We start from the raw sequence: 22,570 nt of genomic DNA, 5'->3' as shown, positions 1-22,570 counted from the left end.
CCCGCAACGCGGAGTGCGAATGGTCACTGAGTCCCCATTTGCGCGATGAGAACGTCGAGCCGGTCGAGCCGTTCCTTGAGCCCCGCCCGCCACGGCGCGTCGGCGGGTGCGCGGGCAAGCATGTCGCCCCACAACTGGCGCGCTTGCGCGGGCTGGCCGGAGTTGATCAGCGCCACCCCGAGGAAGAAACCTGGGCCGGGATTATCGGGTTGCGCGCGCTCGGCGCGGCTGAAGGCGTACATCGCCGCCGGGGTCAATTGGCCGTCCGCGTTCTCGACCAGCGCGTTGGCAAGCGCTAGCCAGGCTTCGGGATCGTTCGGCTGCTTGTCGAGTGAGGCGCGCAGGATGCCCGCTGCGTCGGCGAACTGGCCGCGCCGGGCGAACCCGTCAGACACCGTGACGAAGGGCGATGGCGGCTCGGGACCGAACAGCTCGCGCCGCGCCTCGACCAGGGCCACGCCTTGTTCGGCCGCCTGTGCCTCGCCGGCCTTGGGCGAGCCCGCCTGCCCGGGCGATCCCTGCAGCGCATACCCGGCAAGCCCGAACAGCAGCGCGGCGGCGAACAGCGTCCAGCCAGCGCGCGGCAGCCGCAAGGCCACCACCGCGATCGCGAACGCCGCCAGCGCGACCAGGATGATCGGTACGAAGCTCACCCGCGCCTCCCGAACCGGCGCCACATCAGCAGCGCCGCGATCGCGAGCAGGATCAGCGGCCCCGCAAACAGCGGCCAGGTTGTGCGGCTCACTTGCGGGGCATAGCTGACGTAGTCGCCATAGCGATCCATCATCCACTGGCGGATATGTTCGGGGTCCTCGCCCGCGGCGATTCGGGTGCGGACCTGATGGCGCATGTCGCCCGCCATCGGCGCGTCGCTGTCGGCGATCGACTGGCTCTGGCACTTCAGGCACCGGAGCGTTTCCATCAGCCCCTGCGCGCGTGCCTCCAGCGCGGGGTCATCAAGCTGGCGATAGGCGTAGGGCGCCGGCGGCATGGTGTCCTGCGCTGTCACAGGCAGTGTTACACACAGTGTTACAAGGGCCAGGAACAGGACGATCAAGCGCTTCATTGACCGGCCTCGCGCAGCTTTTCGAGGATCATCGGCACCTGGCTCGCCCGGATATCGCCGATGTGCTGGTAGCGGATCACGCCGTTGCCATCGACCACGAACGTCTCCGGCACGCCCGAGCTGCCGATCGCGAGCTGGAGCTGCGACAGGTCGTCCGCCCCGATCCGATCGAACGGATTTCCGTAGCGCGACAGGAACGCGGCGACATCTTCCGGCCGGTCGCGGATCGCCACGCCGACAATCGGCGCGCCCTGCGCCTTGAGCGCGGCGAGCTGCGGCGCTTCGGCTGCACAGGGGACGCACCAGCTCGCCCAGATGTTGAGCAGCTTGGGCTTGCCATCCTTCAGGTCCGCCAGTGCCAGTCCCGGCCGGTCGGCCGCTGCGGCGCGCATGGCGAACTGCGGCATCGGCTTGCCGATGAAGGCCGAGTGGACGAACTCGTCCTTCGGCTGGGTCAGCTGCCACGCCGCCACGCCAAGAAAGGCGAGGAAGATCGCCAGCGGCAAGAAGAAGCGCCAGGCCTTCACGCCGCAACCTCCGCGCGCCGCGCTGCGCCCTTGCGCCGGATCGCCCGCCGCTTGAGATCGCCCGCGACCCGGCCGAGCAAGGCCAGCACGCCGCCGAGCGCGATCAGCAATCCGCCGAACCAGATCAGCGTGACGAACGGCTTCCACCACAGCCGCACCTGCCACCGCTCGCCGTCCGCCGCCTTGCCGAGCACCGCGTAGAGTTGGCCGTTCCAGCGCGTGTCGAGCGCGCTCTCCGTCGTTTCCTGCGGCGGCGCCCAGAAGGTGCGCGCCTGCGGGGTGAGGAGCACCGGCTCTCCGCCGGCATAACTTGCCGCCATGACGCCTTCGAGGGCGTTCCAGTTGGGACCCGCGACGGGCGAGACCGCTTGCAGCGTGACCTTCCACGGACCGACCGCAGCGGTGTCGCCGACCTTGAGCGCGGCCAGCCGCTCCTCGCTGAAGGCACTGTCGCTCGCCATACCGATCAGCGCCACCGCGATGCCGAAGTGGGCGACGACCATGCCGAGGGTGGCGAGCGGCAGTCGCCGCAGGTTGCGGCCCCGCAGCGGCAGCAGGCTCGCGACCGCCAGTCCAGCACCGAGCGCAAGGCCGAGCAGCGGCAGCAAACCGGGGCTCGCCCAGGCGGACGCGACCACCAGCCCGGCGAGCGCGACGAGCCCGGCCAGTAATAAGGGCGATCCGACCCTCTGCAGCCGATCACGCCGCCAGCGCAGCAGCGGCCCCGCGGCCATCACCAGCAGCATCGGCAGCGCGAAGATCGCCGAGGCCGGGTCGAAGTACGGCGGCCCAACCGACACCCGCACGCCCATCGCTTCAGTCAGCAAGGGATAGAGCGTCCCAAGCAGCACGACTCCGAGGATCGCCGACAGCAGCACGTTATTCACCACCAGCGCGCCCTCGCGGCTCACCAGCGCGAACCGCTCGCCTTCGGATATCGTGCTCGCGCGTAAGCCGAACACCGCCAGCGCGCCGCCGATGTAGATCGCGAGCAGGATCAGGATGAACGCGCCGCGCTCCGGATCGACCGCGAAGGCGTGGACGCTGGTGAGGATACCCGAGCGGACGAGGAACGTGCCGACCATGCTCATCGAAAAAGCGACCACGCCGAGCATGATCGTCCACGCCCGCAGCGCATCGCGCGCCGCCAGCACGCTCGCCGAGTGGAGCAGCGCTGTCGCCGCCAGCCACGGCATCAGCGACGCGTTCTCGACCGGATCCCAGAACCACCAGCCGCCCCAGCCGAGCTCGTAGTAGGCCCAGTACGACCCGGCGGTGATGCCGACGGTGAGGAAGATCCACGCCCCCAGCACCCACGGCCGCATCGCGCGGGCGAAGTCGGGCGTGACGCTGCGGGTCAGCAATGCGCCCACGGCAAAGCTGAAGGCAACCGAGAGGCCGACATAGCCCAGGTAAAGCGTCGGCGGGTGGAACGCCAAGCCGATGTCCTGCAGCAGCGGGTTGAGCCCGTTGCCCTCCAGCGCCGGGACCGGCAGCCGTTCGAACGGGTTCGAGCTGAACAACAGGAAGGCGTAGAACCCCAGCGCGACGAAGCCCTGCGCCGCCAGCGTCGCCTGCATTGTGCGTTCGGGCAGCCGCCGCTCAATCAGCGCGATCAGCGCGCCTGCGGCGGACATGACCGTGACCCAAAGCAGCATCGAGCCTTCGTGGTTGCCCCAGGCGCCGGCGATCTTGAACACCAGCGGCTTCATCGAGTGCGAGTTCATCGCGACCAGCTTCACCGACAGGTCGGTGCGGGCGAACAGCCAGATCAGCATCGCGAATGCAAATGCACAGAGAACCCCCTGCACCACCGCTGCAGGCCGCACGAGCAGCGCGAGTTCACCCTCGCCCACCGGCGCGTTCTGGCGGACCGCCAGGAACCCCGCGACGAGCTGCAGCGCGGCAAGTGCGGCAGCCAGCCACAGCGCGGCGAGGCCGAGCTCGGCGATCACTTCGCGGTGGTCTCCTCGACAACCAGCTTCTTCTGCGCGGCGGTCATCTCTTTCAACTCTCGCGGGACGTAGTTCTCGTCGTGCTTGGCGAGGAGTTTGTCGGCGATGAACGTGCCGTTGGCCTGCATCCGCCCCTCGGCCACCACGCCCGATCCCTCGACGAACAGGTCCGGCACAATGCCGGAATAGCGGACCGGCACCCGCGCGGTGCCATCGCCCACCACGAAGTCGATCGTCACTCCGTCGGGACGGGTGAGGATCGATCCCTTCTCGACCATCCCGCCCAGCCGCACCGCGCGGCCCGGGGCCGGGTGATCTTTCACGATCTCGCTGGGCACGTAGAAGTAGCTCGCCTGGCTCCGCAGCGCCCAGGTCGCGATGATCGCCGCCGCGACCAGCGCTACGACTGCTGCAACCACCAGCGCCAACCGCTGATGCTTCGGTTGGAGGCCCCCGCGCTCGCTCATCGGCCGGCTCCGTCGCGGCGGCGTTCCGCGCGGCGCATTGCCAGCCAGCTCCAGCCAACCAGCACGAGCGTGCCGATCACGCCAATCGCATAAGCGGCGATCACGAACGGCCATGGATCGAGCGTTTCGCGCATCAGGCGCCAGCCTCTCTCAATTGGCCCGCGTCGCCGTCCGCCTCGCGCGCGCGGCGGCGCAGGCGGGCTTCGGCCTGCGTCTCGGCGAGCAGCGCGCGCATCCGCATCAACACGACCGCCGCGAACAGGCAGGTGAAACCCATCGTCGACGCGAGCAGCGGAACCTGGAACGCGGTGGCCATCGCCGATTTGCCGAGCGAGAAGCTGGGCGGCTGGTGGATCGAGTACCACCACGTGACCGAGAAATGGATCACCGGCACGTTGATCACGCCGAAGAGGCCGAAGATCGCGGGGATGCGGCTGGAGGCTCCTTCGCGCGCGGTCGCCTGGCTCAGCGCGATGTAGCCGAGGTAGAGGAACAGCAGCACCAGCATGCTGGTCAGGCGGCCGTCCCATTCCCACCAGGTACCCCAGGCAGGCCGGCCCCATAGCGAGCCGGTGACGAGGCACAGCGCAGTGAAGAATGCGCCCGGCACCGCCGCGGCGCGGCCCGCGATCGCCGCGAGCGGGTGGCGCCAAACGATCTCGGCGAGGCTCGCTCCGGCGATGGTCATCCAACCGGCCATGCCCAACCACGCGGCGGGCACATGAAGGAACAGAATGCGGACCGTTTCGCCTTGCAGCCGCTCGGCAGGCACTCGCGTCAGCCCCCAGAACAGCGCGCCGCCCGCCAGCGCCAAGCCGAGCGCGAGCAGCCACGGCGTCAGCGGCCGCGCGAAGCTCAGGAAGCGCTTGGGATTGGCGAAGCCGTGCATCGAAAGACCGTCGCCGCCGCTTTGGCAGGACGCGCCAGACGCGGCAAGTGGCCGAGCGCGCCGGTGCCGGAAAGCTTACCGGCCGATCAGCTTCTGCGCCATGCGGTCGGCGACCTTGTCCGACGACACGCCGGTGCGGTCGCTCTCTTCCCAGATCGTCCGCAGGCGATCGGGGATCTGCTTGAGGCGCTTGCGCACCTCGTTGATGTCGCAGGCCTGCCCTTCCGTGCGCGCGAGGTACTCCAGAGCGACCGAGATGATGCCGCCTGCGTTGATCACGTAGTCGGGCGCATAGAGAATGCCGCGCTCGGCGAGGCTCTGACCATGCTCTGGCCGGGCAAGCTGGTTGTTCGCGCCGCCCGCCACAATCGCGCAATCGAGCCGCGCGATCCCTTCCTCGTCAAGGATCGCGCCGAGCGCGTTGGGGCTGAACACGTCGCACGCGACCGACATGATCTGTTCGGGGCTGACCGCTTCGCCGCCGACTTCGTTGGCGAGCGCCTGGGCGCGCGCGCCATCGACATCGGCGACCACCAGCCGCGCGCCATCCTTTGCGAGGAGGCGGGCGACTCCTCCACCGACGCTGCCCGTGCCCTGCAGCGCAACGCGGACGCCTTGTAGCGAGGACTTGCCGAGCTTGTGCTCCACCGCCGCCTTGATGCCGTGGTAGATGCCCATCGCGGTGAACGGGCCGGGATCGCCGCCTGCCTCGCCCTCACCGACCGGGAGGCCGGAGACGAACTTGGTGTGGCGCGAGACTTCGACCATGTCGGCTTCGGAGATGCCCACGTCTTCCGCGGTCACGTAGCGGCCGCCGAGGGCCTGGACAGCATCGCCGAATGCCGCGAGCATTTCAGGCGTCTTGCGCCGGTCCTTGGAGGCGAGAATGACTGCCTTGCCGCCGCCCATGGGCAGGCCGGCCATGGCATTTTTGTATGACATTCCGCGACTTAGGCGCAGCGCATCGCGCATTGCGTCGGCGGGATCGGCGTAGTGCCAAAAGCGCGTGCCGCCTGCCCCTGGACCGAGGTGCGTGGAGTGCAGCGAAATGATCGCGGTCAGGCCCGAAGCCTGGTCGTGCACGACCTCGACCAGCTCGTGGTCGTCGTAATCCGCCTGAGTCCAGAAAGCCGTCATCGCGCGCCCCTAAGTGGCGGCAGAGACAGGGAAAATGGGGCGATCGAGGGGTCTCGAACCCCCGACCTCCGGTACCACAAACCGGCGCTCTAACCAACTGAGCTACGATCGCCACATGCCCTGCGCATGCCGTGAAGGCCGGGCAATTAGACCCCCTTGGCAAGCCGTCAACCCGCTTCCCGCAAGGGCGAGCGCCTGTTGCATAAGGCCGCGAAATTGGGAAGGGAAAACTGTCTGGCCCCCCTTTCAACGCAAGATTGTTTCTCCGACCTTGACGCACAAATGATTCAACCTGGCGAATCCTCGGCCGAAAAACTCATAACGACGCCGCGCATGCAGCGCGCGCCGCTTGCCAAGCTCGAGCTGTTCCAATTGAAGGGATTCCTCCCGCCCGAATTGTGCCGCGACCTAATCGCGCTGATCGATGCGGGCCGGCGGCCTTCCACCATCGCCGACGCCAACGGCGACCACTATTTCCGCACCAGCGAGACGTGCGATCTCGATCCGGCGCACCCGGCGGTCCGTGATCTCGAGGCGCGACTGTTCGCCGTGAACGGGATCAATCCCGCATACGGCGAGCCGGTCCAGGGCCAACGCTATGCCGAAGGGCAGGAGTTCAAGGCGCACACCGACTATTTCGAGCCCGGCGGCGCGGACTTCGACCGGTATTGCAGCGTCGCCGGCCAGCGGACCTGGACTTTCATGGTCTATCTCAACGAAGTCGAGGCCGGCGGCGGGACGCGGTTCGGGGTGGCGAAGAAGATCATCCAGCCCGAAACCGGCAAGCTCCTCGCGTGGAACAACCGGCGGCCGGACGGACAGCCCAACCCCAACACGCTGCATCACGGAATGAGGGTGCGAAAGGGCGTGAAATACGTCATCACCAAGTGGTACCGGGAAAGGCCATGGCAATGAGCGAAGCGCGGATCGTCGGTCTGGCCTGCAGCGGCGAGCATAATTTCTCCAAGACGCCGCGCGAACGCATCACGCTGGTTGAGGGCCTGGGGGTCGAAGGAGATGCCCACGCCGGGGTGACGGTCCAGCACCTTTCGCGGATCAAGAAAACGCCGGATCAGCCGAACCTGCGGCAAGTGCACCTGATCCATGCCGAGTTGTTCGATGAACTGGCCGCCAAGGGCTATGTGGTCACGACCGGCGATCTAGGCGAGAACGTCGACACCCGCGGGATCGACCTGCTCGGGCTGCCGGAGGACACCCGCCTCGCGATCGGCCCGACGGTGTTGCGCGTCACCGGCCTGCGCAACCCGTGCTACCAGATCGACGACTTCCAGCCGGGACTGCTCAAGGAAATGATCGAGAAGCGGCCCGACGGCACCCTCAACCGCAAATGCGGCGTGATGGCGGTGGTCGAGGCGGGCGGCGAAATCGCGGTCGGCGATCCGATCTCCGTCACCCTGCCCGACGAGCCGCACCGCCCGCTCGATCTGGTATAGCGCAAACGCAAAGGGCGGCCCCGCAGGACCGCCCCTCTTGGATGCACGAGATCCCAGCTTGCGCTGGGATGACGCCGCTTACTTCTTGAGCGTGAGCCCGCCGAAGCGCTGGTTGAACTTGGCCACCCGACCGCCTTCCGAAACCTGCTGCTTGCCGCCGGTCCAGGCGGGGTGCGTGGTCGGATCGATGTCCAGCGCCAGCGTGTCGCCTTCGGCGCCCCAGGTCGAGCGGGTCTGGAATTCGGTCCCATCGGTCATCTTGACCGTGATGGTGTGGTAGTCGGGATGCGTATCGGCCTTCATGGCATAGTGCTCCGTTAGCGTAAGACCGGTTCCGACCGGCCAAGCTGTTTCGGGAAAGGCGCGCCGTTAGCGGCGTCGCCCGGACTTTGCAAGCGCGGCGTCAGTCCTTCGGCGCGTCGGCGATCATCGCGGTGAACTCGACCTCGCAGGTCGTGTTGCCCTCGACACTGGCGCGGCCCTTGAACTTGCACACCCGGCTCGACTTGCGGGTGAATTCGACTTCAAGGTCGAGCAGGCAGCCCGGCTCCACGGGCGCGCGGAACTTGGCGTTCTCGATCGCCATGAAGATGACCAGCTTGCCCGATCCGGCAAGCTCGTAGCTCTCGATGCCGAGCACGCCGGCCGCCTGCGCCAGCGCTTCGATCTGCAGCACGCCCGGCATGATCGGACGGCCCGGGAAGTGGCCCTGAAAGAACTGCTCGTTGAACGAGACCGCCTTCACCGCGTGAATCCGCTCACCCAGCTCGATCGACTTGACGCGATCGACCAGCAGCAGCGGATAGCGGTGCGGCAGGGCCTTGAGCACCTTGAGGATATCGTACGGCGTGTCGCCGCCGGGATTGCCCTCGCTCATGACCCTGCCCCCGTTTCTGCGCTTAGCGGCTGTTGGTCGCCGGTGGCGTGGTCGTCGGCGCGGCGGGCGCCTGGCCGTTCTGCGCGGCGGCCTGGGCGGCCTGTTGCTCGCGGATTTCGCGCGGCAGCCAGCCCTGCGGCGGCACCAGCTGCGCGTTCGGCAGCAACGTGTTGAGCTCGTTCAGGACGTCCTGATTGATGTTGTACGCTTCCGACGCGAACAGAACATCGCCCTGGCTGCTGTCGAGCACCAGCTGGATGTTCTTCTTCTTGGCGGCGTTCTGCACCGCGGTGTTGAGCTGATCGGTGATCTGCTCGGTCACATAGGCGCGGCTGAGCGCGACCGGCGCGATCATCTGCTGGATTTCCTGCTGACCCGCCTGGCGGATTTGCTGGATCGCGTTGTACTGCTGCTCGAGCGCCGGATTGTTCGGGTTCGCCTGGCGATCGGCGTTGAACTTGTCGATCATCGGCTTGAGCTGCTGCTCGATCGCCGCGCCGCGCGCGTTCGCCTGGTCGATCTGCGGCTTGTAGGTCACCGGACGCTGGGTCTCGGCGGTCTTGTACGCATTCGAGTTGGCGACGATCGCAGGCAGGCTGGCGACGCCGATGCCCTTGACGATCTGCGCGGCGGCAGGCGCCGCGACCACCGGCGAAAGGCCGGCGAGCATGACCCCGGCCGCAAGCAGGGGCTTGATGGTGATCTTCATCAGAATTGGGTTCCTACGTTGAAGGTGAAGCGCTTGGTGTCGTCACCCGGTTGTTTCATAAGCACGTGAGCAAAATCGATCCTGAACGGGCCGAACGGCGAGTTCCAGTTGACCCCGATGCCGACCGAGATGCGCGGCTGCGGCGAATCGCCCAGAAAAATCTCCCGGAACGGTCCGATATTGCTGGTCAGCGGCGAGTTCTGGTTGCCGGCGAGGCAGGACGGCGGATTGGGGTTGATCGGGTTGGTCACCGTGGTCACGTCGCCGGCATTGGTGCCCGGCGTACAGATCGGCGTGCCGCCGCCCGTCGGCGTCACCAGCGTCGCGACGTTGACCTGGGTGTAGAGCGCGTTGCCCGAGGCGTCGCGGATCGGGAAATCGATCCCGCCCGGGAACGGGCTGTTCTGCAGCACCGGGGTCTTTACGCCCCACAGCGCGCCGGCATCGAGGAACACCGACGGGCGCAGGCCCAACTGCTTGGCCCCGCTGCCCAGCGGAATCTCGAGCTCTGCGCGACCCAGGTAGTAGTACTTGCCGCCCAGCGCGTCGTCCGACACCTGCTTGCGGTCGGTCACGATCAGCGGCAGCGGGTTGGTCGGATCGGGGCTGTCCGGATCGGCGATGATCCGCTGACGGATCACGCGCGGACCGACGCCGCGGATGTCGAAGCCGCGGATCTGCGGCTCGCCCAGGAAGAAGCGGTCGGTCAGCTGGACGCCGTCGTTGCCGAGCGCCTTGATCGCCCCGCCCTCGGCCGAGAGCGAGAAGATGAACCCGCCGCCGACCGGCCAGTACTGCGCCGCCTTGCCGCGCAGGCGGACGAACTTCACCGAGCCGCCGAGACCGGCGAATTCGGCACCCGCCGAGATCGACCGGCCGCGCGTCGGACGCAGGCGGCTGTCGAGCGAATCGTACACCACGTTGACGCCGAGGATCGAGCTGGTCCGCTTGCCCAGCGCATCGCACAGGTAGCGGCCCGCGAGCAGCGGATCGCAGGTGAACAGCGGCGGGTTGAGCCGGTTGGAGAAGAACTGGCTCTCGTCCAGGCCGACGTTGTCGAAGTTCAGCGTGTAGCTGCCGATCAGCGACATGTACTCGGTCAGCGGCACGCCCAGGCGGACCTGGCCGCCTGTGGTGGTCTGCTGGAAGGTCGTGTTGCGATCGTTGTTGAGGTAATTGAAGCTGTTCAGGTCGCGCCGGTAGAGATCGACGCCCATCGAGATGTTGCGATCGAACACGTACGGTTCGGCGAAGCTGACATTGGCGCTCTTCGAATAGCGCGAATAGTTGATGCCGAGGCCGACCGTCTGGCCGCGGCCGCGGAAGTTGCGCTGCTGGATCGAGGCGGCAAGGATGAAGCTCTCGATCGAGGAGAAACCCGCCGATAGCTGGAGCTGGCCGGTCGGCTGCTCTTCGACGTTGGCTTCGAGGATGATCCGGTCGGGCGTGGTACCGTCCTTCTGCGCGACCTCGAAGTTTTCCTGGAAGTAGCCGAGCGACTTGATCCGGTTGGTGGTGCGCTTGACCTGCAGCGAGTTGAACGCGTCGCCTTCGACCAGGCGGAACTCGCGCCGCAGCACCTTGTCCTGAGTCAGCGTGTTGCCGTTGACGTCGATCCGCTCGACATAGACGCGTGGCGCTTCCTTCAGGGTGAAGGTCACGTCCATCGTCTTGTCTTCGGGGTGACGACGGTATTCGGGCTGCACGTCGGCGAAAGCGTAGCCGAAAGTGCCGGCGAGCTCGGTGAGCTGCTCGGTCGTGTCCTCGACCTGCTTGCCGTTGAACCAGTCCCCGCCCTTCATCGGCAGCTGGGTGGTCAGCGCATCGCTGGAGAAGTCGCGAATCTGGCTCTGCACGGCGACGTTGCCGAACTTGTACCGCTCACCTTCCTCCACCACGTATGTGATGATGAAGTCCTTCTTGTCGGGCGTGAGCTCGGCCACCGCGGACACGACCCGGAAATCGGCATAGCCCTGCGTCAGGTAGAACTGGCGCAGCTTCTGCTGGTCGAACGCCAGGCGATCGGGGTCGTAGCTGGTGTTGCCGCTGAGGATGCGCGTGATGCGCGCTTCCTTGGTGATCATCTCGTCCTTGAGATCGCCGTCGGAGAACGCCTCGTTGCCGATGATGTTGATCTGCTGGACCTTGGACTTGGGTCCTTCGTTGATCTCGAACACCACGTCGACGCGGTTCTGCGACAGCTCGACCATCTTCGGCTCGACCGTCGCGGCGAAGCGGCCCTGGCGCTTGTAGAGCTCGACGATGCGGGCGACGTCGGCGCGGACCTTGGAGCGGGTGAAGATCTGCCGCGGGGCGAGCTTGATCTCGGGCGTGATCTTGTCCGACTTGATCCGCTTGTTGCCCTCCAGCACGATGCGGTTGATCACCGGGTTTTCCGCCACGGTGACGATCACGTCGCCGTTGTTGTTGGCGATGCTCGCGCTCGAGAACAGCTCGGTCGCGTAGAGGTCCTTGAGCGCCTGGTCCGCCGCAGCCTGAGTGTAGACCTGGCCGGGGCGCAGGCGGATGTAGGACAGGATCGTGTTGGGTTCGAGTCGCTGCGCGCCGGAGATGGCGATCGAGCGGATCACCTCGGACTGCGGGGCGGCCGCGGTCGTCGCGGGCGCCGTCGCCGCGTCCTGCGCGAACGCGGCCACGGGCATGCCGCCGAGCACGGTTCCGCACAGCAGGGTGAGGGCCAACCTGGTCTTCCCCGGCCGGGTGCGTGAACCGGCGTTGTCGCGTGCATTCATTGAGGTGGGACTCCCGTCCGTAATGTCCAAACTGCGCAGATGATGCGCCCGCCGCCTGCCGGATCTTGAGCAGGGCGCCGCGTGGCTGCGCCCTTGCCCGATAGCCGGTCCCCAATCAAGCGGCGGAAGCTCGGTTGTGCTCCGCGAAACGATCCCCCGAGGCTGCCGGGCTACCGCCGGAACAGCGGCAGCGACAGCAGGTCGTTGACGGTGACGAACAGCATCAGCGCAAGGATCATCGCCACGCCGGCACGGAACGCCATCTCCTGACCGCGCGCACCGATCGGCTTCCGGCGGACCGCCTCGGCCGCGTAGAAAGCGAGGTGCCCGCCGTCGAGGGCAGGAATTGGCAACAGGTTGATGAATGCCAAATTAAGCGAAATCAGTGCCGCGAACCAGATGAACGCCTGCGCGCCGAGGCTCAATTGCTCGCCCGAAAACTTCGCGATCTTGAGCGGGCCACCCAGCTCTTTCACCGACCGCTGGCCGCTGACGATCTGGGCGATGCCGGTGACCATCATGTCGACCACCGTCGCGCTCTGGCGGAACGACATCGCGACCGCCTCGCCCGCGCCGACCGGCTCGAAGTGCGGTCGATCGACGTATTTCCAGCGCACGCCGATGCGGCCGACGGTCGAGGCGTTGCCGAACTGGTCGCGCTCGACCGCCGAGCCGAAGGTGACCGGCACGGTGATCTCGCGCCCGTCGCGCAGCACGGTGACGCTCGAGCTACGGCCGGGATAGAGCATGACCTGCTCGGCCACCTCCATCACGTCCGCCACCGGGGTCTCGCCGATCGCGATGACCTTATCGTCGGGGGCAATGCCGGCCTTCTCGGCCGCAGAGCCGGGCAGCAGCGAGCCGACGATGTTTGCGCGCGCCGGGTCGGGTGGCACCGGCTTGCCGTAGGCGAGGTTGAACGCGGTGAAGATGCCGAGCGCGACGATGATGTTGGTCAGCGGGCCGGCGAACACGATCAGCGCGCGCTTCCACAGCGCCGCGTGGTGGAAGCTGCCGTCGCGCTCCGCCGGGCTCATGCTGGCGATGGCGTCGGCATCGGGAATCGACGCGGGGTTCATGTCCCCCTTGAACTGGCAATAGCCGCCAAGGGGGAGCGCGGAGAGCTTCCACCGGGTGCCGCGCCGGTCGGTGAACCCGGCGATCTCCTTGCCGAATCCGACCGAGAACGCCTCCACCCCGACGCCAAACAGGCGGCCCATCAGGTAATGGCCGAACTCGTGCACGGTCACCAGCGGCCCCAGCAGGAGCAGGAAGCCGGCAATGTAGAGCCAGAAGGGCGGGCTTTCGATCAACTCAGGCAAGCTCCAGCAATTCGTCCGCGCGGACCCGCGCTTCACGGTCGACCGCCAGCACGTCTTCGAGGCTGGCAGGCGCGGGCGGCAGTGTGCGGGACAAGGTTCGCTCGACGGTTAACGCAATCCGGGTGAACCCAATCTTGCCGGCGAGGAAGGCCGCAACCGCCGCTTCGTTGGCCGCGTTAAGCACCGCCGGCGCCGCGCCGCCCGCCTGCGCTGCCTCGCGCGCGAGCCGGGTGGCGGGAAAGCGCATCTCGTCGGGCGCCTCAAAGGTCAGCGTGCCGAGCTTGGGCAGGTCGAGCGGCGCCATCGGCGTCTCCATCCGCTGCGGCCAGGCGAGGCAGCTCGCGATCGGCACCCGCATGTCGCTCGGGCCGAGCTGCGCGAGCGTCGAGCCGTCGCGGTATTCGACCAGCGAGTGGATGACGCTCTGCGGGTGGACCACGATCTCGATCCGCTTGAGGCCGACCGGGAACAGGTGATGCGCCTCGATGAACTCGAGGCCCTTGTTCATCATGGTCGCGGAATCGACGCTGATCTTGGCGCCCATGTCCCAGTTGGGGTGCGCGACCGCCTGGCTTGGCGTCGCGGTCTCGAGCTGCGCCGCGGTCCAGGTGCGGAACGGCCCGCCGCTGGCGGTGAGGATGATCCGCCGCACGTCCTCGATCCGGTTGCCCGCGAGGCACTGGAAGATCGCGTTGTGCTCGCTGTCGACGGGGAGCAGCGTGGCGCCATGCCGGGCGACCGCCGCGGTCATCACCTCACCGGCGGAGACCAGCGCCTCCTTGTTGGCGAGCGCGATGGTGCCGCCCTGCTCGATCGCCGCCATGACCGGGGCAAGCCCCGCGCAGCCGACGATCGCCGCGACCGTGAGATCCGCGCCGCGCGCCGCGGCCTCGACCAGGGCTTGCGGTCCGCCAGCGCATTCGATTCCGCTCCCGGCGAGCGCCTCGCGCAATTCCGGCAGGCAGGCTTCGTCACCCACCACCGCGAGCTCGGCCTCGAACTCGCGTGCAAGCGTCGCCAGCTCGGCCGCGTTACAGTTCGCCGTCAGCGCGACCACCCGCCACTCACCGCGATTGCGGCGCACGAGGTCGAGGGTCGATGCACCCACCGATCCCGTCGCGCCGAGGACCGAGATCGTTCGCATCAGTTGACCAGGATCGTCCCGAGCGCGCCGACCGCGATGGCGACCGGGATCATCCCATCGATCCGGTCGAACACCCCGCCGTGACCGGGAATGAGCTTCGAGGAGTCCTTTACCCCCGCCCGCCGCTTGAGCCAGCTTTCGAAGAAATCACCCGCCTGCGCCAGTACCGCGAGGCCCGCCCCTAGCAGCGCCGCAGTGCCGAGGTTGTCGCCGTTCAAGGCGAGGCCCAACTCGAACCGCGGCCCGGCGATCCCGCCGTCGATCGCGACCACCCACAGCACCAGCCACAGCGCCGCGCCGATCATCCCGCCGATCAGGCCGGACCAGGTCTTGTTCGGGCTGATCGAGGGCGCGACCTTCGGCCCACCCAGCGCGCGTCCGGTGAAGAAGGCGAAGGTATCGGTGAACACGGTGACCCCGACGATCAGTACGATGAGGAAATCCCCCGCGCCGGCCAGCACACCGCCGGCGAGGCCGAAGTACAGCGCACCAGCGATGATCGCCGCGAGCCGAAAGGCGATGTTGCCCGTCGCCTTCACCACCAGCAGGATGAACTCGACGAACGCCGCCAGCGCGACGAACACGACGAAGGTGTCGAACACTCGCCCGCCGATCACCAGCGCGGCGATCGCCACCGCCAGCATGATCACCGCCGAGGCCAGCCGCACGGGCAGGTCGCTGCGTTTCCCCGTCACCGCTTCGGGCGCGTCAGCGTCCGCCATATCGTCTCTCCCTGCGCGCGAACTCTTCTAGCGCATCGTTCAAATGCGCAGGGGTGAAATCCGGCCACAGGACATCGGTAAAAATCATCTCGGCGTAGGCGCATTGCCACAGCAGGAAGTTCGAAAGTCGCACCTCGCCGCTGGTGCGGATGAGCAAATCGAGCGGCGGCAGCGGCGCGGTGTCGAGGTGGCGCTCGATGCTCTCCGCCGTGATCTCACCCTCCGCCGCCGCCTTGGTCGCCGCGCGGGCAATCTCATGCTGCGAGCCGTAGTTGAGCGCCACCGCCAGCGTGCGCTTGCCCTTTGCGGTCTGCGCCAGCGCATCGTCAAGCAGCGCGACGATGTCCGGCGCCAGCCCGCGCCAGTCGCCGAGGATGTGCAGCTTGACGTCGTTGGCGATGAATTCGGGCAAGTCCGATTTGATGAACTTGCGCATCATGTTCATCAGGTCGTCGACCTCGTCCTCGGGCCGCTTCCAGTTTTCGGAGCTGAACGCATAGAGCGTCAAGCACTCGATGGGGGTGTCCTTGAGGCTGCGGACCAGCTTGCGCACCGCCTCTACCCCGCGCTGGTGCCCGACCACGCGCGGCAGGTGCCGGGCCTTCGCCCAGCGTCCGTTGCCGTCCATGATGATCGCGACGTGACGTGCGACTGCTGCCGAACCTTGAGGCAAAGTTATTCGCCCCTAAGCCCTCTCCCCTTGAGGGAGAGGGTTGGGAGAGGGGTTCGCCGCCTTGGCGGCGACTGACGTCGCCGACCCCTCTCCCTCCGCGCCTGGCGGCGCTCCTCCCTCTCCCTCAAGGGGAGAGGGGCAAATGTTGCAACGGCAATCGCATGGCCGCTCACTGGGAGAGGATTTCCTTCACCTTCGCCGCGACCACGGTGTCGGTCTCGGCGACGTGGGCGTCGGTCAGCTTCTGGACGTCATCCTCGGAGCGCTTGCGCTCGTCTTCGGAGATGTCCTTCTTCTTCTCGTCGTCCTTCAGGTTCTCCATCCCGTCGCGGCGGACGTTGCGGATGGCGATCTTGGCCTTCTCGCCGTACTCGCCGGCGAGCTTGGCGAGTTCCTTTCGCCGCTCCTCGGTGAGGTCCGGCAGCGGCAGGCGCAGGGTCTGGCCGTCGATCATCGGGTTCAAACCGAGGTTCGCCTTGGCGATGCCCTTCTCGACCGCGGTGAGGTTCGACTTGTCCCACACTTGCACGCTGAGCATGCGCGGCTCGGGCGCAGAGACGGTCGCCACCTGATTCAATGGCATCATCGCGCCATAGACTTCGCACACCACCGGATCGAGCAGGCTGGTGTTGGCGCGGCCCGTGCGCAGGCCGCCAAGATCGCTCTTCAGGCTCTCGACCGCGCCCTTCATGCGCCGTTCGATGTCGGCCTTGTCGTACTTTGCCATCAGGCTTCCCCTGGAACTTCGGATTGAACGATTGTCTGGACGCCCTGCCCGCTCAGCACCCGCGCGAGGTTGCCCTGTTCGCGGATCGAGAAGACCACGATCGGGATTCCGTTGTCGCGGCACAGCGCCACGGCGGAAGCGTCCATCACCTTGAGATTGTCTGCCAAGACCCGGTCGTAACTCACGCTATCGAAACGCTTTGCCGAGGCCTTCTTCTTGGGATCGGCATCGTACACCCCGTCGACGCTGGTGCCTTTGAACAGCGCATCGCACTTCATCTCGGCTGCGCGCAATGCAGCGCCGCTGTCGGTGGTGAAGTACGGCGCGCCGACACCGGCGGCGAAGATCACCACGCGGCCCTTTTCGAGGTGGCGCTCGGCGCGGCGTCGAATGACCGGCTCGCACACGGTGTCCATCTGCACCGCCGACTGGACGCGGGTCTGCACCCCGATCTGCTCGAGCGCGTTCTGCATCGCGAGCGCGTTCATCACGGTCGCCAGCATGCCCATGTAATCGGCCTGCGCGCGGTCCATGCCCGCGGCCGCACCGGCCATTCCGCGGAAGATATTGCCGCCACCGATGACCAGACAGATTTCCAGGCCGGTGTCCTTGGCTGCCTTCACTTCCTTGGCGAGCTCGGTGACGAAGGCGGGATCGATCCCGAACTGCTGCCCGCCCATCAGCACTTCGCCCGACAGCTTCAGAAGGATGCGCTTGAGCGGTGGCAGGGCCATGAAGCTGGTTTCTCGTGTAACGGCCGGGCGGGACTGCGCGGCGTTAGATCGCATGGCGCCCGCTGCCAAGGGGGCGCGGGTCGGGAAGAGGCAGCACTACCCCCGGATCAAGTCTGCTTTGCAGAGCTGCGCTTCCCGGGGTGACGTTAGACGAATGGGCTGACCTCTCAATCATCGTCGGCCCGGACTTGATCCGGGCCAGTGCTTCCTTGTCGAGGCTCGCCCCAAACGAAAACGGCCGCCGGATCGCTCCGACGGCCGCCTTCAAATTTTACACTCAGCTCAGCCCTTGACCGCAGCCGCAACCTCGGCGGCGAAGTCGCTTTCTTCCTTCTCGATGCCTTCGCCGAGCTGGAAGCGGACGTAGTCCTTGAGCACGATCGGCGCGCCGGCGTCCTTGCCGGCCTTGGCCACGACCTCGCTGATGGGAGTCTTGTTGTCCATCACGAAGACCTGGCTCAGCAGCGCGTTCTCCTTGGCGAACTTCGAGATCGCACCGTCGACCATCTTGGCCTGCACTTCGGCGGGCTTGCCGCTTTCGGCAGCCTTCTCGGCGGCGACCTTGCGCTCGCGCTCGATCACTTCGGCGTCGAGGCCCTCGGCGTTGAGCGCCTGCGGGAAGGCAGCGGCGATGTGCATCGCGAGCTGCTTGCCGAGCGCTTCGAGCGCGCCCTTGTCGGCACTCGATTCGAGCGCGACGAGCACGCCGATCTTGCCGAGGTTCGGCGCCGCGGCGTTGTGCATGTAGGGCACGACCACGCCTTCGTTTACCGAGACGTGCTTGAGGCGGCGAACCTGCTGGTTCTCGCCGATCGTCGCGACGTTGTCGGTCAGCTTGTCGGTCACGGTACCGCCGCCCGGGTAGGCCGCGCCCTTGAGCGCTTCGACGTCGGCCGAGCCTTCAGCCAGCGCGACTTCGGTCACCTTGCGGACGAAGTCCTGGAACTTGTCGTTCTTGGCGACGAAGTCGGTTTCCGAGTTGACCTCGACCGCCACGCCCTTGGTGCCTTCGACGGCGACGCCGACGAGGCCCTCGGCCGCGGTGCGGCTCGACTTCTTGGCGGCGGTGGCGAGGCCCTTGGCGCGCAGCGCGTCGACCGCGGCTTCGATGTCGCCATTGGTCTGCTCGAGCGCCTTCTTGGCGTCCATCATGCCCGCGCCGGTCTTCTCGCGCAGGTTCTTCACGTCGGCGGCGGTGAAAGCAGCCATGTATAATTCCTTCTGGTCAGAAAAATGCGGTGCGGCGCCGGATTGAAGCCCAGCGCCGCACGAACAGGTAATCGCGGAGGCGATCAGGCTTCGGCGGCGGCCTCAGCGGCGTCGACCTCGGCCGGCGGTTCGGCCATCGCGCCGACATCTTCGCCCGAATCGATCGTCGCGCGGCCCTTGCCGGTCGAGGCGGCTTCGGCCACCGCGTCGCAATACAGGCGGACGGCGCGCGCGGCGTCGTCGTTGCCCGGGATCGGGAAGGCGATGCCGCTGGGGTCGACGTTCGAATCGAGCACCGCGACGACCGGGATGCCGAGCACGCCGGCTTCCTTGATCGCGAGGTCTTCCTTGTTGGCGTCGATCACGAACATCACCGCTGGGATGCCGCCCATGTCGCGGATGCCGCCGAGCGACAGCTCGAGCTTGTCACGCTCACGGGTGAGCTGGAGGACTTCCTTCTTGGTCAGGCCCGAAGTGTCGCCCGAGAGCTGCTCTTCGAGGCTCTTGAGGCGCTTGATCGAGCCCGAGATGGTCTTCCAGTTGGTGAGCATGCCGCCCAGCCAGCGGTGGTTGACGAAGTGCTGGCCCGAACGGCGCGCGGCCTCGGCGATCGGCTCCTGCGCCTGGCGCTTGGTGCCGACGAACAGCACCTTGCCGCCCGAACGCACGGTGTCCTGGATGAAATCGAGCGCGCGCGCCATCAGCGGCACGGTCTGCGACAGATCGATGATGTGCACACCGTTGCGGGCGCCGAAGATGTACGGCTTCATCCGCGGGTTCCAGCGGTGGGTCTGGTGGCCGAAGTGCGCGCCGGCCTCGATCAATTGCTGCATGGTGACGACAGGAGCCGCCATAGGTAATTCCTTTCCGGTTGAGCCTCTGGAGAGCAGGAACCGCCGCGGAGATCCCGCGGAAGACGGCACCGGTATGTGGCGCTCTCCATGTGGATTTGCCCGCTGGCACCCGGCTGGATGTCCGGCGAACGGGCGGCCCCTTAGCGTGGTGCATGCGGGAAATCCACCATCAATTCGTCGCGCGTGAGATTCGGGCGGTCGCGAAAACCGTTTGACACGGTGGAACAAACAGAGAACATTGTCTCGTATCGGGAACAAGAACCGATTCGGAGTTTTCCACTAGCTGTCCACAGTCGCTCCACGCGGTTGTGCCGGCCAATGAGGGTCTCGAGAAATGATCGCCACGCTGCTTGTCGCACTGTTCGCCACCATCGCGCTGGCCAGTGCAGTCACCCTCGCCGATGCTGCCGTTCGCGGCCGGAACGCGTTCCGGCTGCTGCGGGGCGATCTGGCGCGGATCGACGCCGTGCGCCGCGTGACGGTCGAGTTCGCCGATATCGAAACCGCCCAGCGCATGCCGGCGCTGCGGGCGGCTCCAGTCAAAGCAGCACGGTCGGTCGCTCGGCCGTCGCGGGTGCGAGCGCCGGAACGGCTGCGCGCTGCCGCTTGATCCGCGCATAGCGGGTCCAGGCATAGGGTAGCAGCGCCAGGTACCCGAGGCAGATCGCCACCAGCGTCCACCACGGCTCCAGCAACAGCGCCGCGAACACCATCCCCACCACCAGGATCACGCCCAGCCGCACGTCGCGGCGCGGGCGCATGAGCGTCCAGCTCAGCGTCGCGACGTTGGAGATCATCAGGAACGCGATCAGCGCGGTCCACGGCGCGACCAGCAGCGAATCGCGGAAGATCGGCTCGCCCGTCGCCAGCCACAGATAGACCGGCAGGAACGCGAGGCCCGCCCCGACTGGCGCGGGCACGCCGGTGAGGAAGCCGGCCGATTTGTGCGGCTGCTCCTTGACATCGATCTGCGCGTTGAAGCGCGCCAGTCGCAGCGCGCCGCACACCGCGAACGCGAGCGCCGCGAACCAGCCAAGCCGAGTGAGGTCGTTGAGCGACCACAGGAACAGGATTAGCGCCGGCGCGGTCCCGAAGCTCAGCGAATCGGCGAGGCTGTCGAGCTCCGCCCCGAAGCGCGACTGCGCGCGCAGCAGGCGCGCGATGCGTCCGTCGATCCCGTCGAGCACGCCTGCCAGGATCACCGCGATCACCGCCTCGCGCCACATGCCCGCCATCGCGAAGCGGATGCCGGTGAGGCCCGAGCACATCGCTGCCGCCGTGATCGCGTTCGGCACCACCGCCCGCATGGCGAGGCCGCGATTGCCCTTGCGGTTGGCGAGCGGAACCTCGTCCTCAGCCGCCATCGGCCCGATGCGCGGGCGTTCTTCGATCACTGGTTGACCCCTTCGATCAGCTTCTGGGTGCCGAGTTCTGCGAGCACTGTCTCGCCCGCCACGACCGTCTGGCCGAGCACCACCTTCGGATCGGTCCCCGCCGGCAGGTAGACATCGACTCGGCTGCCGAACCGGATCAGGCCGACCCGCTGACCGACCGCGATGGTGTCGCCCGGCTTGACGAACGGCACGATCCGCCGCGCGACCAGACCGGCGATCTGGGTGAACCCGATCGCGGTACCGTCGGCCCGCTCGATCAGGATGTGCTGGCGTTCGTTCTCATCGCTCGCCTTGTCGAGATCGGCGTTGACGAACTTGCCCGGGATATAGACCACCCGGCGCACCGTGCCGCCGATCGGGGCGCGGTTGATGTGCACGTCGAACACCGACATGAAAATCGACACTCGGGTGACCGGCCCGGCGGCCAGCCCGCGCGATCCGCTGCCGTCATCGATCTTCAGCTCGGCCGGGGGCTCGACCTGCGAGATGAGCGAGACCATCCCGTCGGCAGGGGAGACGATCATCCGCTCGTCCTGCGGCACCACCCGTTCGGGGTCGCGGAAGAAGGCGAGCACTCCGAGGGTTAGGAAAGCGAGCGGCCAGGCGATCGTTTCCCATGCCAGGAACGCGCAGACCAGGCTCGCGGCCGCGGTGATCAGCGCATACTTGCGCCCTTCGGGATGGACCGTGGGCCACGACCAATGCGCATCGCCGCGACCCTTGTTGTCGAGTATTTCTCCGGCCATGCGCTTGGGCTTAGGTGCTGGCAGCAGCGCTCACAAGCAAAACCGCGCCGTCCTCAGGCCGCCTTGCGGACGAACACCGTCCCCGCCGAATAGCCCGCGCCGAAGCTGCAGATGATCCCGGTATCGCCCGCCGCGAGGTCGTCGGAATGCTTGTGGAAGGCGATGATCGACCCCGCGCTGGAGGTGTTGGCGTACGTATCCAGCACCGTCGGGCTCTCGTCCTCGTTCGCCTCGTGTCCCAACACCTTCTGCGCGATCAGGCGGTTCATCCCGGAATTCGCCTGGTGCAGCCACAGCCGCCGCAGCGAGTGCGGATCGATCCCCAGCCGCTCGGCTTCCTCGACGATCATCGTGGCGACCATCGGCACCACTTCCTTGAACACCTTGCGCCCTTCCTGGACGAACAGCTTGTCCGCCTGCCCCTGGCCTTCGGGCGCGGCGCGGTTGAGAAAGCCGAAGTTGTTGCGGATGTTGTTGGAAAACACCGTCTTCAGCTTGGTGCCGAGGATGTCCCAGTGCGCCGCCGGAGCGATACTGGCATCCTCCACCAGCACCGCGGTGGCGACATCGCCGAAGATGAAGTGACTGTCGCGGTCGCGCCAGTTGAGATGGCCGCTGGTGATCTCCGGGCTCACCACCAGCACGCTCTTCGCATTGCCCGCGCGCACATAGTCCGCCGCGGTCTGGATGCCGAAGGTGGCCGAGGAGCACGCAACGTTCATGTCGAACCCGAACCCTTCGATCCCGAGCGCGTGCTGGATCTCGATCGCCATCGCCGGATAGGCGCGTTGCATATTGGACGCCGCGCACAGCACCGCGTCGACATCGCCCGGCTCGCGCCCCGCCCGCTCCAGCGCCTGGCGCGCGGCGGCGACGCCAATCTCGGCCATGATCGACAGCTCGTCGTTGCCACGCTCGGGAATGCGCGGGCACATCGTGTCGGGATCGAGCACGCTCGCCTTATCGACCACGTGGCGCGCCTTGATCCCGCTCGCCTTCTCGATGAACTCGACCGAGCTCGGCTCAAGCGCGGCGACCTCGCCGGCGGCAATCGCGTCGGCATGCGCGGCGTTGTGCCGCTCGACGTAGGCGTTGAAGCTCTCGACCAGCTCCGCGTTGCTGATCGAATGCGGGGGAGTGAAAAGCCCGGTCGCGGAAATGACCGGGCAAGGGGTCTGGCTCATTGGGTGCGAATTACGCTGGGGCGCCGA

Annotated in this window: 26 protein-coding genes and 1 tRNA gene; 3 read left to right on the top strand and 24 right to left on the bottom strand. The window is 67.0% G+C overall.

Going from position 1 to position 22,570, the window contains the following annotated elements:
* Positions 1-23: 23 nt before the first annotated feature.
* From ELY12_RS05795 to ELY12_RS05760, 9 genes are all read right to left on the bottom strand, one after another.
* Positions 24-653 (bottom strand): tetratricopeptide repeat protein, encoded by a 630-nt coding sequence (locus tag ELY12_RS05795; protein ID WP_126175741.1) that lies wholly within the window; start codon positions 651-653, stop codon positions 24-26.
* The gene (locus ELY12_RS05790; RefSeq protein ID WP_126175740.1) at positions 650-1,066 is read right to left on the bottom strand and encodes a cytochrome c-type biogenesis protein; all 417 of its coding nucleotides are present in this window, start codon (positions 1,064-1,066) and stop codon (positions 650-652) included. Before ELY12_RS05790 ends, ELY12_RS05795 begins: the two co-directional genes overlap by 4 nt.
* Positions 1,063-1,593, bottom strand: coding sequence for a DsbE family thiol:disulfide interchange protein (locus ELY12_RS05785; protein ID WP_126175739.1), 531 nt, complete (start codon positions 1,591-1,593; stop codon positions 1,063-1,065). Before ELY12_RS05785 ends, ELY12_RS05790 begins: the two co-directional genes overlap by 4 nt.
* Positions 1,590-3,548, bottom strand: coding sequence for a heme lyase CcmF/NrfE family subunit (locus ELY12_RS05780; RefSeq protein WP_126175738.1), 1,959 nt, complete (start codon positions 3,546-3,548; stop codon positions 1,590-1,592). Before ELY12_RS05780 ends, ELY12_RS05785 begins: the two co-directional genes overlap by 4 nt.
* On the bottom strand, positions 3,545-4,015 hold the full coding sequence (ccmE, locus tag ELY12_RS05775) for a cytochrome c maturation protein CcmE (RefSeq protein ID WP_126175737.1): 471 nt from the start codon (positions 4,013-4,015) through the stop codon (positions 3,545-3,547). Before ccmE ends, ELY12_RS05780 begins: the two co-directional genes overlap by 4 nt.
* Positions 4,012-4,149 (bottom strand): hypothetical protein, encoded by a 138-nt coding sequence (locus ELY12_RS14265; RefSeq protein ID WP_164549417.1) that lies wholly within the window; start codon positions 4,147-4,149, stop codon positions 4,012-4,014. The genes ccmE and ELY12_RS14265 overlap by 4 nt, the downstream gene beginning before the upstream one ends.
* Positions 4,149-4,904, bottom strand: coding sequence for a heme ABC transporter permease CcmC (ccmC, locus tag ELY12_RS05770; RefSeq protein ID WP_126175736.1), 756 nt, complete (start codon positions 4,902-4,904; stop codon positions 4,149-4,151). Before ccmC ends, ELY12_RS14265 begins: the two co-directional genes overlap by 1 nt.
* Positions 4,905-4,979: 75 nt before the next feature.
* Positions 4,980-6,041 (bottom strand): Glu/Leu/Phe/Val family dehydrogenase, encoded by a 1,062-nt coding sequence (locus ELY12_RS05765; RefSeq protein ID WP_126175735.1) that lies wholly within the window; start codon positions 6,039-6,041, stop codon positions 4,980-4,982.
* A 35-nt stretch (positions 6,042-6,076) separates the two neighbouring features.
* Positions 6,077-6,153, bottom strand: a tRNA-His gene (locus ELY12_RS05760).
* Between the two features lie 170 nt (positions 6,154-6,323).
* Here ELY12_RS05760 and ELY12_RS05755 point away from each other — a divergent pair.
* A complete protein-coding gene (locus ELY12_RS05755; protein ID WP_126175734.1) occupies positions 6,324-6,956 on the top strand; it encodes a prolyl hydroxylase family protein in 633 nt (210 codons plus the stop codon).
* Positions 6,953-7,495: an MOSC domain-containing protein gene (locus ELY12_RS05750; protein ID WP_126175830.1), complete on the top strand. Its 543-nt coding sequence runs from the start codon at positions 6,953-6,955 to the stop codon at positions 7,493-7,495. The genes ELY12_RS05755 and ELY12_RS05750 overlap by 4 nt, the downstream gene beginning before the upstream one ends.
* 78 nt (positions 7,496-7,573) lie before the next feature.
* Here ELY12_RS05750 and rpmE read toward each other — a convergent pair whose 3' ends face one another.
* From rpmE to rpsB, 12 genes are all read right to left on the bottom strand, one after another.
* Positions 7,574-7,798, bottom strand: a complete 225-nt coding sequence (gene rpmE, locus ELY12_RS05745; protein WP_126175733.1) for a 50S ribosomal protein L31 — start codon at positions 7,796-7,798, stop codon at positions 7,574-7,576.
* Positions 7,799-7,898: 100 nt separating this feature from the next.
* Complete coding sequence (gene fabZ / locus ELY12_RS05740; protein WP_126175732.1) at positions 7,899-8,372, bottom strand: 3-hydroxyacyl-ACP dehydratase FabZ; 474 nt, start codon at positions 8,370-8,372, stop codon at positions 7,899-7,901.
* Between the two features lie 22 nt (positions 8,373-8,394).
* Positions 8,395-9,081 (bottom strand): OmpH family outer membrane protein, encoded by a 687-nt coding sequence (locus ELY12_RS05735; RefSeq protein ID WP_206435770.1) that lies wholly within the window; start codon positions 9,079-9,081, stop codon positions 8,395-8,397.
* Complete coding sequence (gene bamA / locus ELY12_RS05730) at positions 9,081-11,834, bottom strand: outer membrane protein assembly factor BamA (RefSeq protein ID WP_126175731.1); 2,754 nt, start codon at positions 11,832-11,834, stop codon at positions 9,081-9,083. Before bamA ends, ELY12_RS05735 begins: the two co-directional genes overlap by 1 nt.
* Positions 11,835-12,004: 170 nt before the next feature.
* Positions 12,005-13,156, bottom strand: coding sequence for a M50 family metallopeptidase (locus tag ELY12_RS05725; protein WP_338142049.1), 1,152 nt, complete (start codon positions 13,154-13,156; stop codon positions 12,005-12,007).
* Positions 13,149-14,300, bottom strand: coding sequence for a 1-deoxy-D-xylulose-5-phosphate reductoisomerase (locus ELY12_RS05720; RefSeq protein WP_126175730.1), 1,152 nt, complete (start codon positions 14,298-14,300; stop codon positions 13,149-13,151). Before ELY12_RS05720 ends, ELY12_RS05725 begins: the two co-directional genes overlap by 8 nt.
* On the bottom strand, positions 14,300-15,022 hold the full coding sequence (locus tag ELY12_RS05715) for a phosphatidate cytidylyltransferase (protein ID WP_126175729.1): 723 nt from the start codon (positions 15,020-15,022) through the stop codon (positions 14,300-14,302). Before ELY12_RS05715 ends, ELY12_RS05720 begins: the two co-directional genes overlap by 1 nt.
* Positions 15,009-15,650 (bottom strand): polyprenyl diphosphate synthase, encoded by a 642-nt coding sequence (uppS, locus tag ELY12_RS05710; RefSeq protein ID WP_241229743.1) that lies wholly within the window; start codon positions 15,648-15,650, stop codon positions 15,009-15,011. The genes ELY12_RS05715 and uppS overlap by 14 nt, the downstream gene beginning before the upstream one ends.
* A gap of 214 nt (positions 15,651-15,864) precedes the next feature.
* On the bottom strand, positions 15,865-16,422 hold the full coding sequence (frr, locus tag ELY12_RS05705; protein WP_126175727.1) for a ribosome recycling factor: 558 nt from the start codon (positions 16,420-16,422) through the stop codon (positions 15,865-15,867).
* Positions 16,422-17,156 carry a UMP kinase gene (gene pyrH / locus ELY12_RS05700; RefSeq protein ID WP_126175726.1) on the bottom strand — a complete coding sequence of 245 codons (735 nt, stop codon included), beginning with the start codon at positions 17,154-17,156 and terminating at the stop codon, positions 16,422-16,424. Before pyrH ends, frr begins: the two co-directional genes overlap by 1 nt.
* A 282-nt stretch (positions 17,157-17,438) precedes the next feature.
* Positions 17,439-18,365, bottom strand: a complete 927-nt coding sequence (gene tsf / locus ELY12_RS05695) for a translation elongation factor Ts (protein WP_126175725.1) — start codon at positions 18,363-18,365, stop codon at positions 17,439-17,441.
* Positions 18,366-18,448: 83 nt separating this feature from the next.
* Positions 18,449-19,219: a 30S ribosomal protein S2 gene (gene rpsB, locus ELY12_RS05690; RefSeq protein WP_126175724.1), complete on the bottom strand. Its 771-nt coding sequence runs from the start codon at positions 19,217-19,219 to the stop codon at positions 18,449-18,451.
* A gap of 334 nt (positions 19,220-19,553) precedes the next feature.
* Between rpsB and ELY12_RS05685 the strand changes: the two genes are divergently transcribed.
* Entirely contained in the window at positions 19,554-19,829 is a 276-nt protein-coding gene (locus ELY12_RS05685) for a hypothetical protein (RefSeq protein WP_126175723.1), read from the top strand.
* Here ELY12_RS05685 and ELY12_RS05680 read toward each other — a convergent pair.
* The 3 genes from ELY12_RS05680 to ELY12_RS05670 are packed head-to-tail and all read right to left on the bottom strand — an operon-like array spanning position 19,759 to position 22,543.
* On the bottom strand, positions 19,759-20,583 hold the full coding sequence (locus ELY12_RS05680) for a CDP-alcohol phosphatidyltransferase family protein (protein ID WP_126175827.1): 825 nt from the start codon (positions 20,581-20,583) through the stop codon (positions 19,759-19,761). The genes ELY12_RS05685 and ELY12_RS05680 overlap by 71 nt on opposite strands.
* Positions 20,584-20,609: 26 nt before the next feature.
* Complete coding sequence (locus ELY12_RS05675; RefSeq protein WP_126175722.1) at positions 20,610-21,359, bottom strand: phosphatidylserine decarboxylase; 750 nt, start codon at positions 21,357-21,359, stop codon at positions 20,610-20,612.
* Between the two features lie 53 nt (positions 21,360-21,412).
* On the bottom strand, positions 21,413-22,543 hold the full coding sequence (locus ELY12_RS05670; RefSeq protein ID WP_126175721.1) for a beta-ketoacyl-ACP synthase III: 1,131 nt from the start codon (positions 22,541-22,543) through the stop codon (positions 21,413-21,415).
* Between the last annotated feature and the right edge of the window lie 27 nt (positions 22,544-22,570).

It is taken from the genome of Tsuneonella rigui (assembly GCF_003958625.1).
Lineage (GTDB): Bacteria > Pseudomonadota > Alphaproteobacteria > Sphingomonadales > Sphingomonadaceae > Tsuneonella > Tsuneonella rigui.
This window is presented reverse-complemented; position numbering and strand designations above follow the sequence as displayed.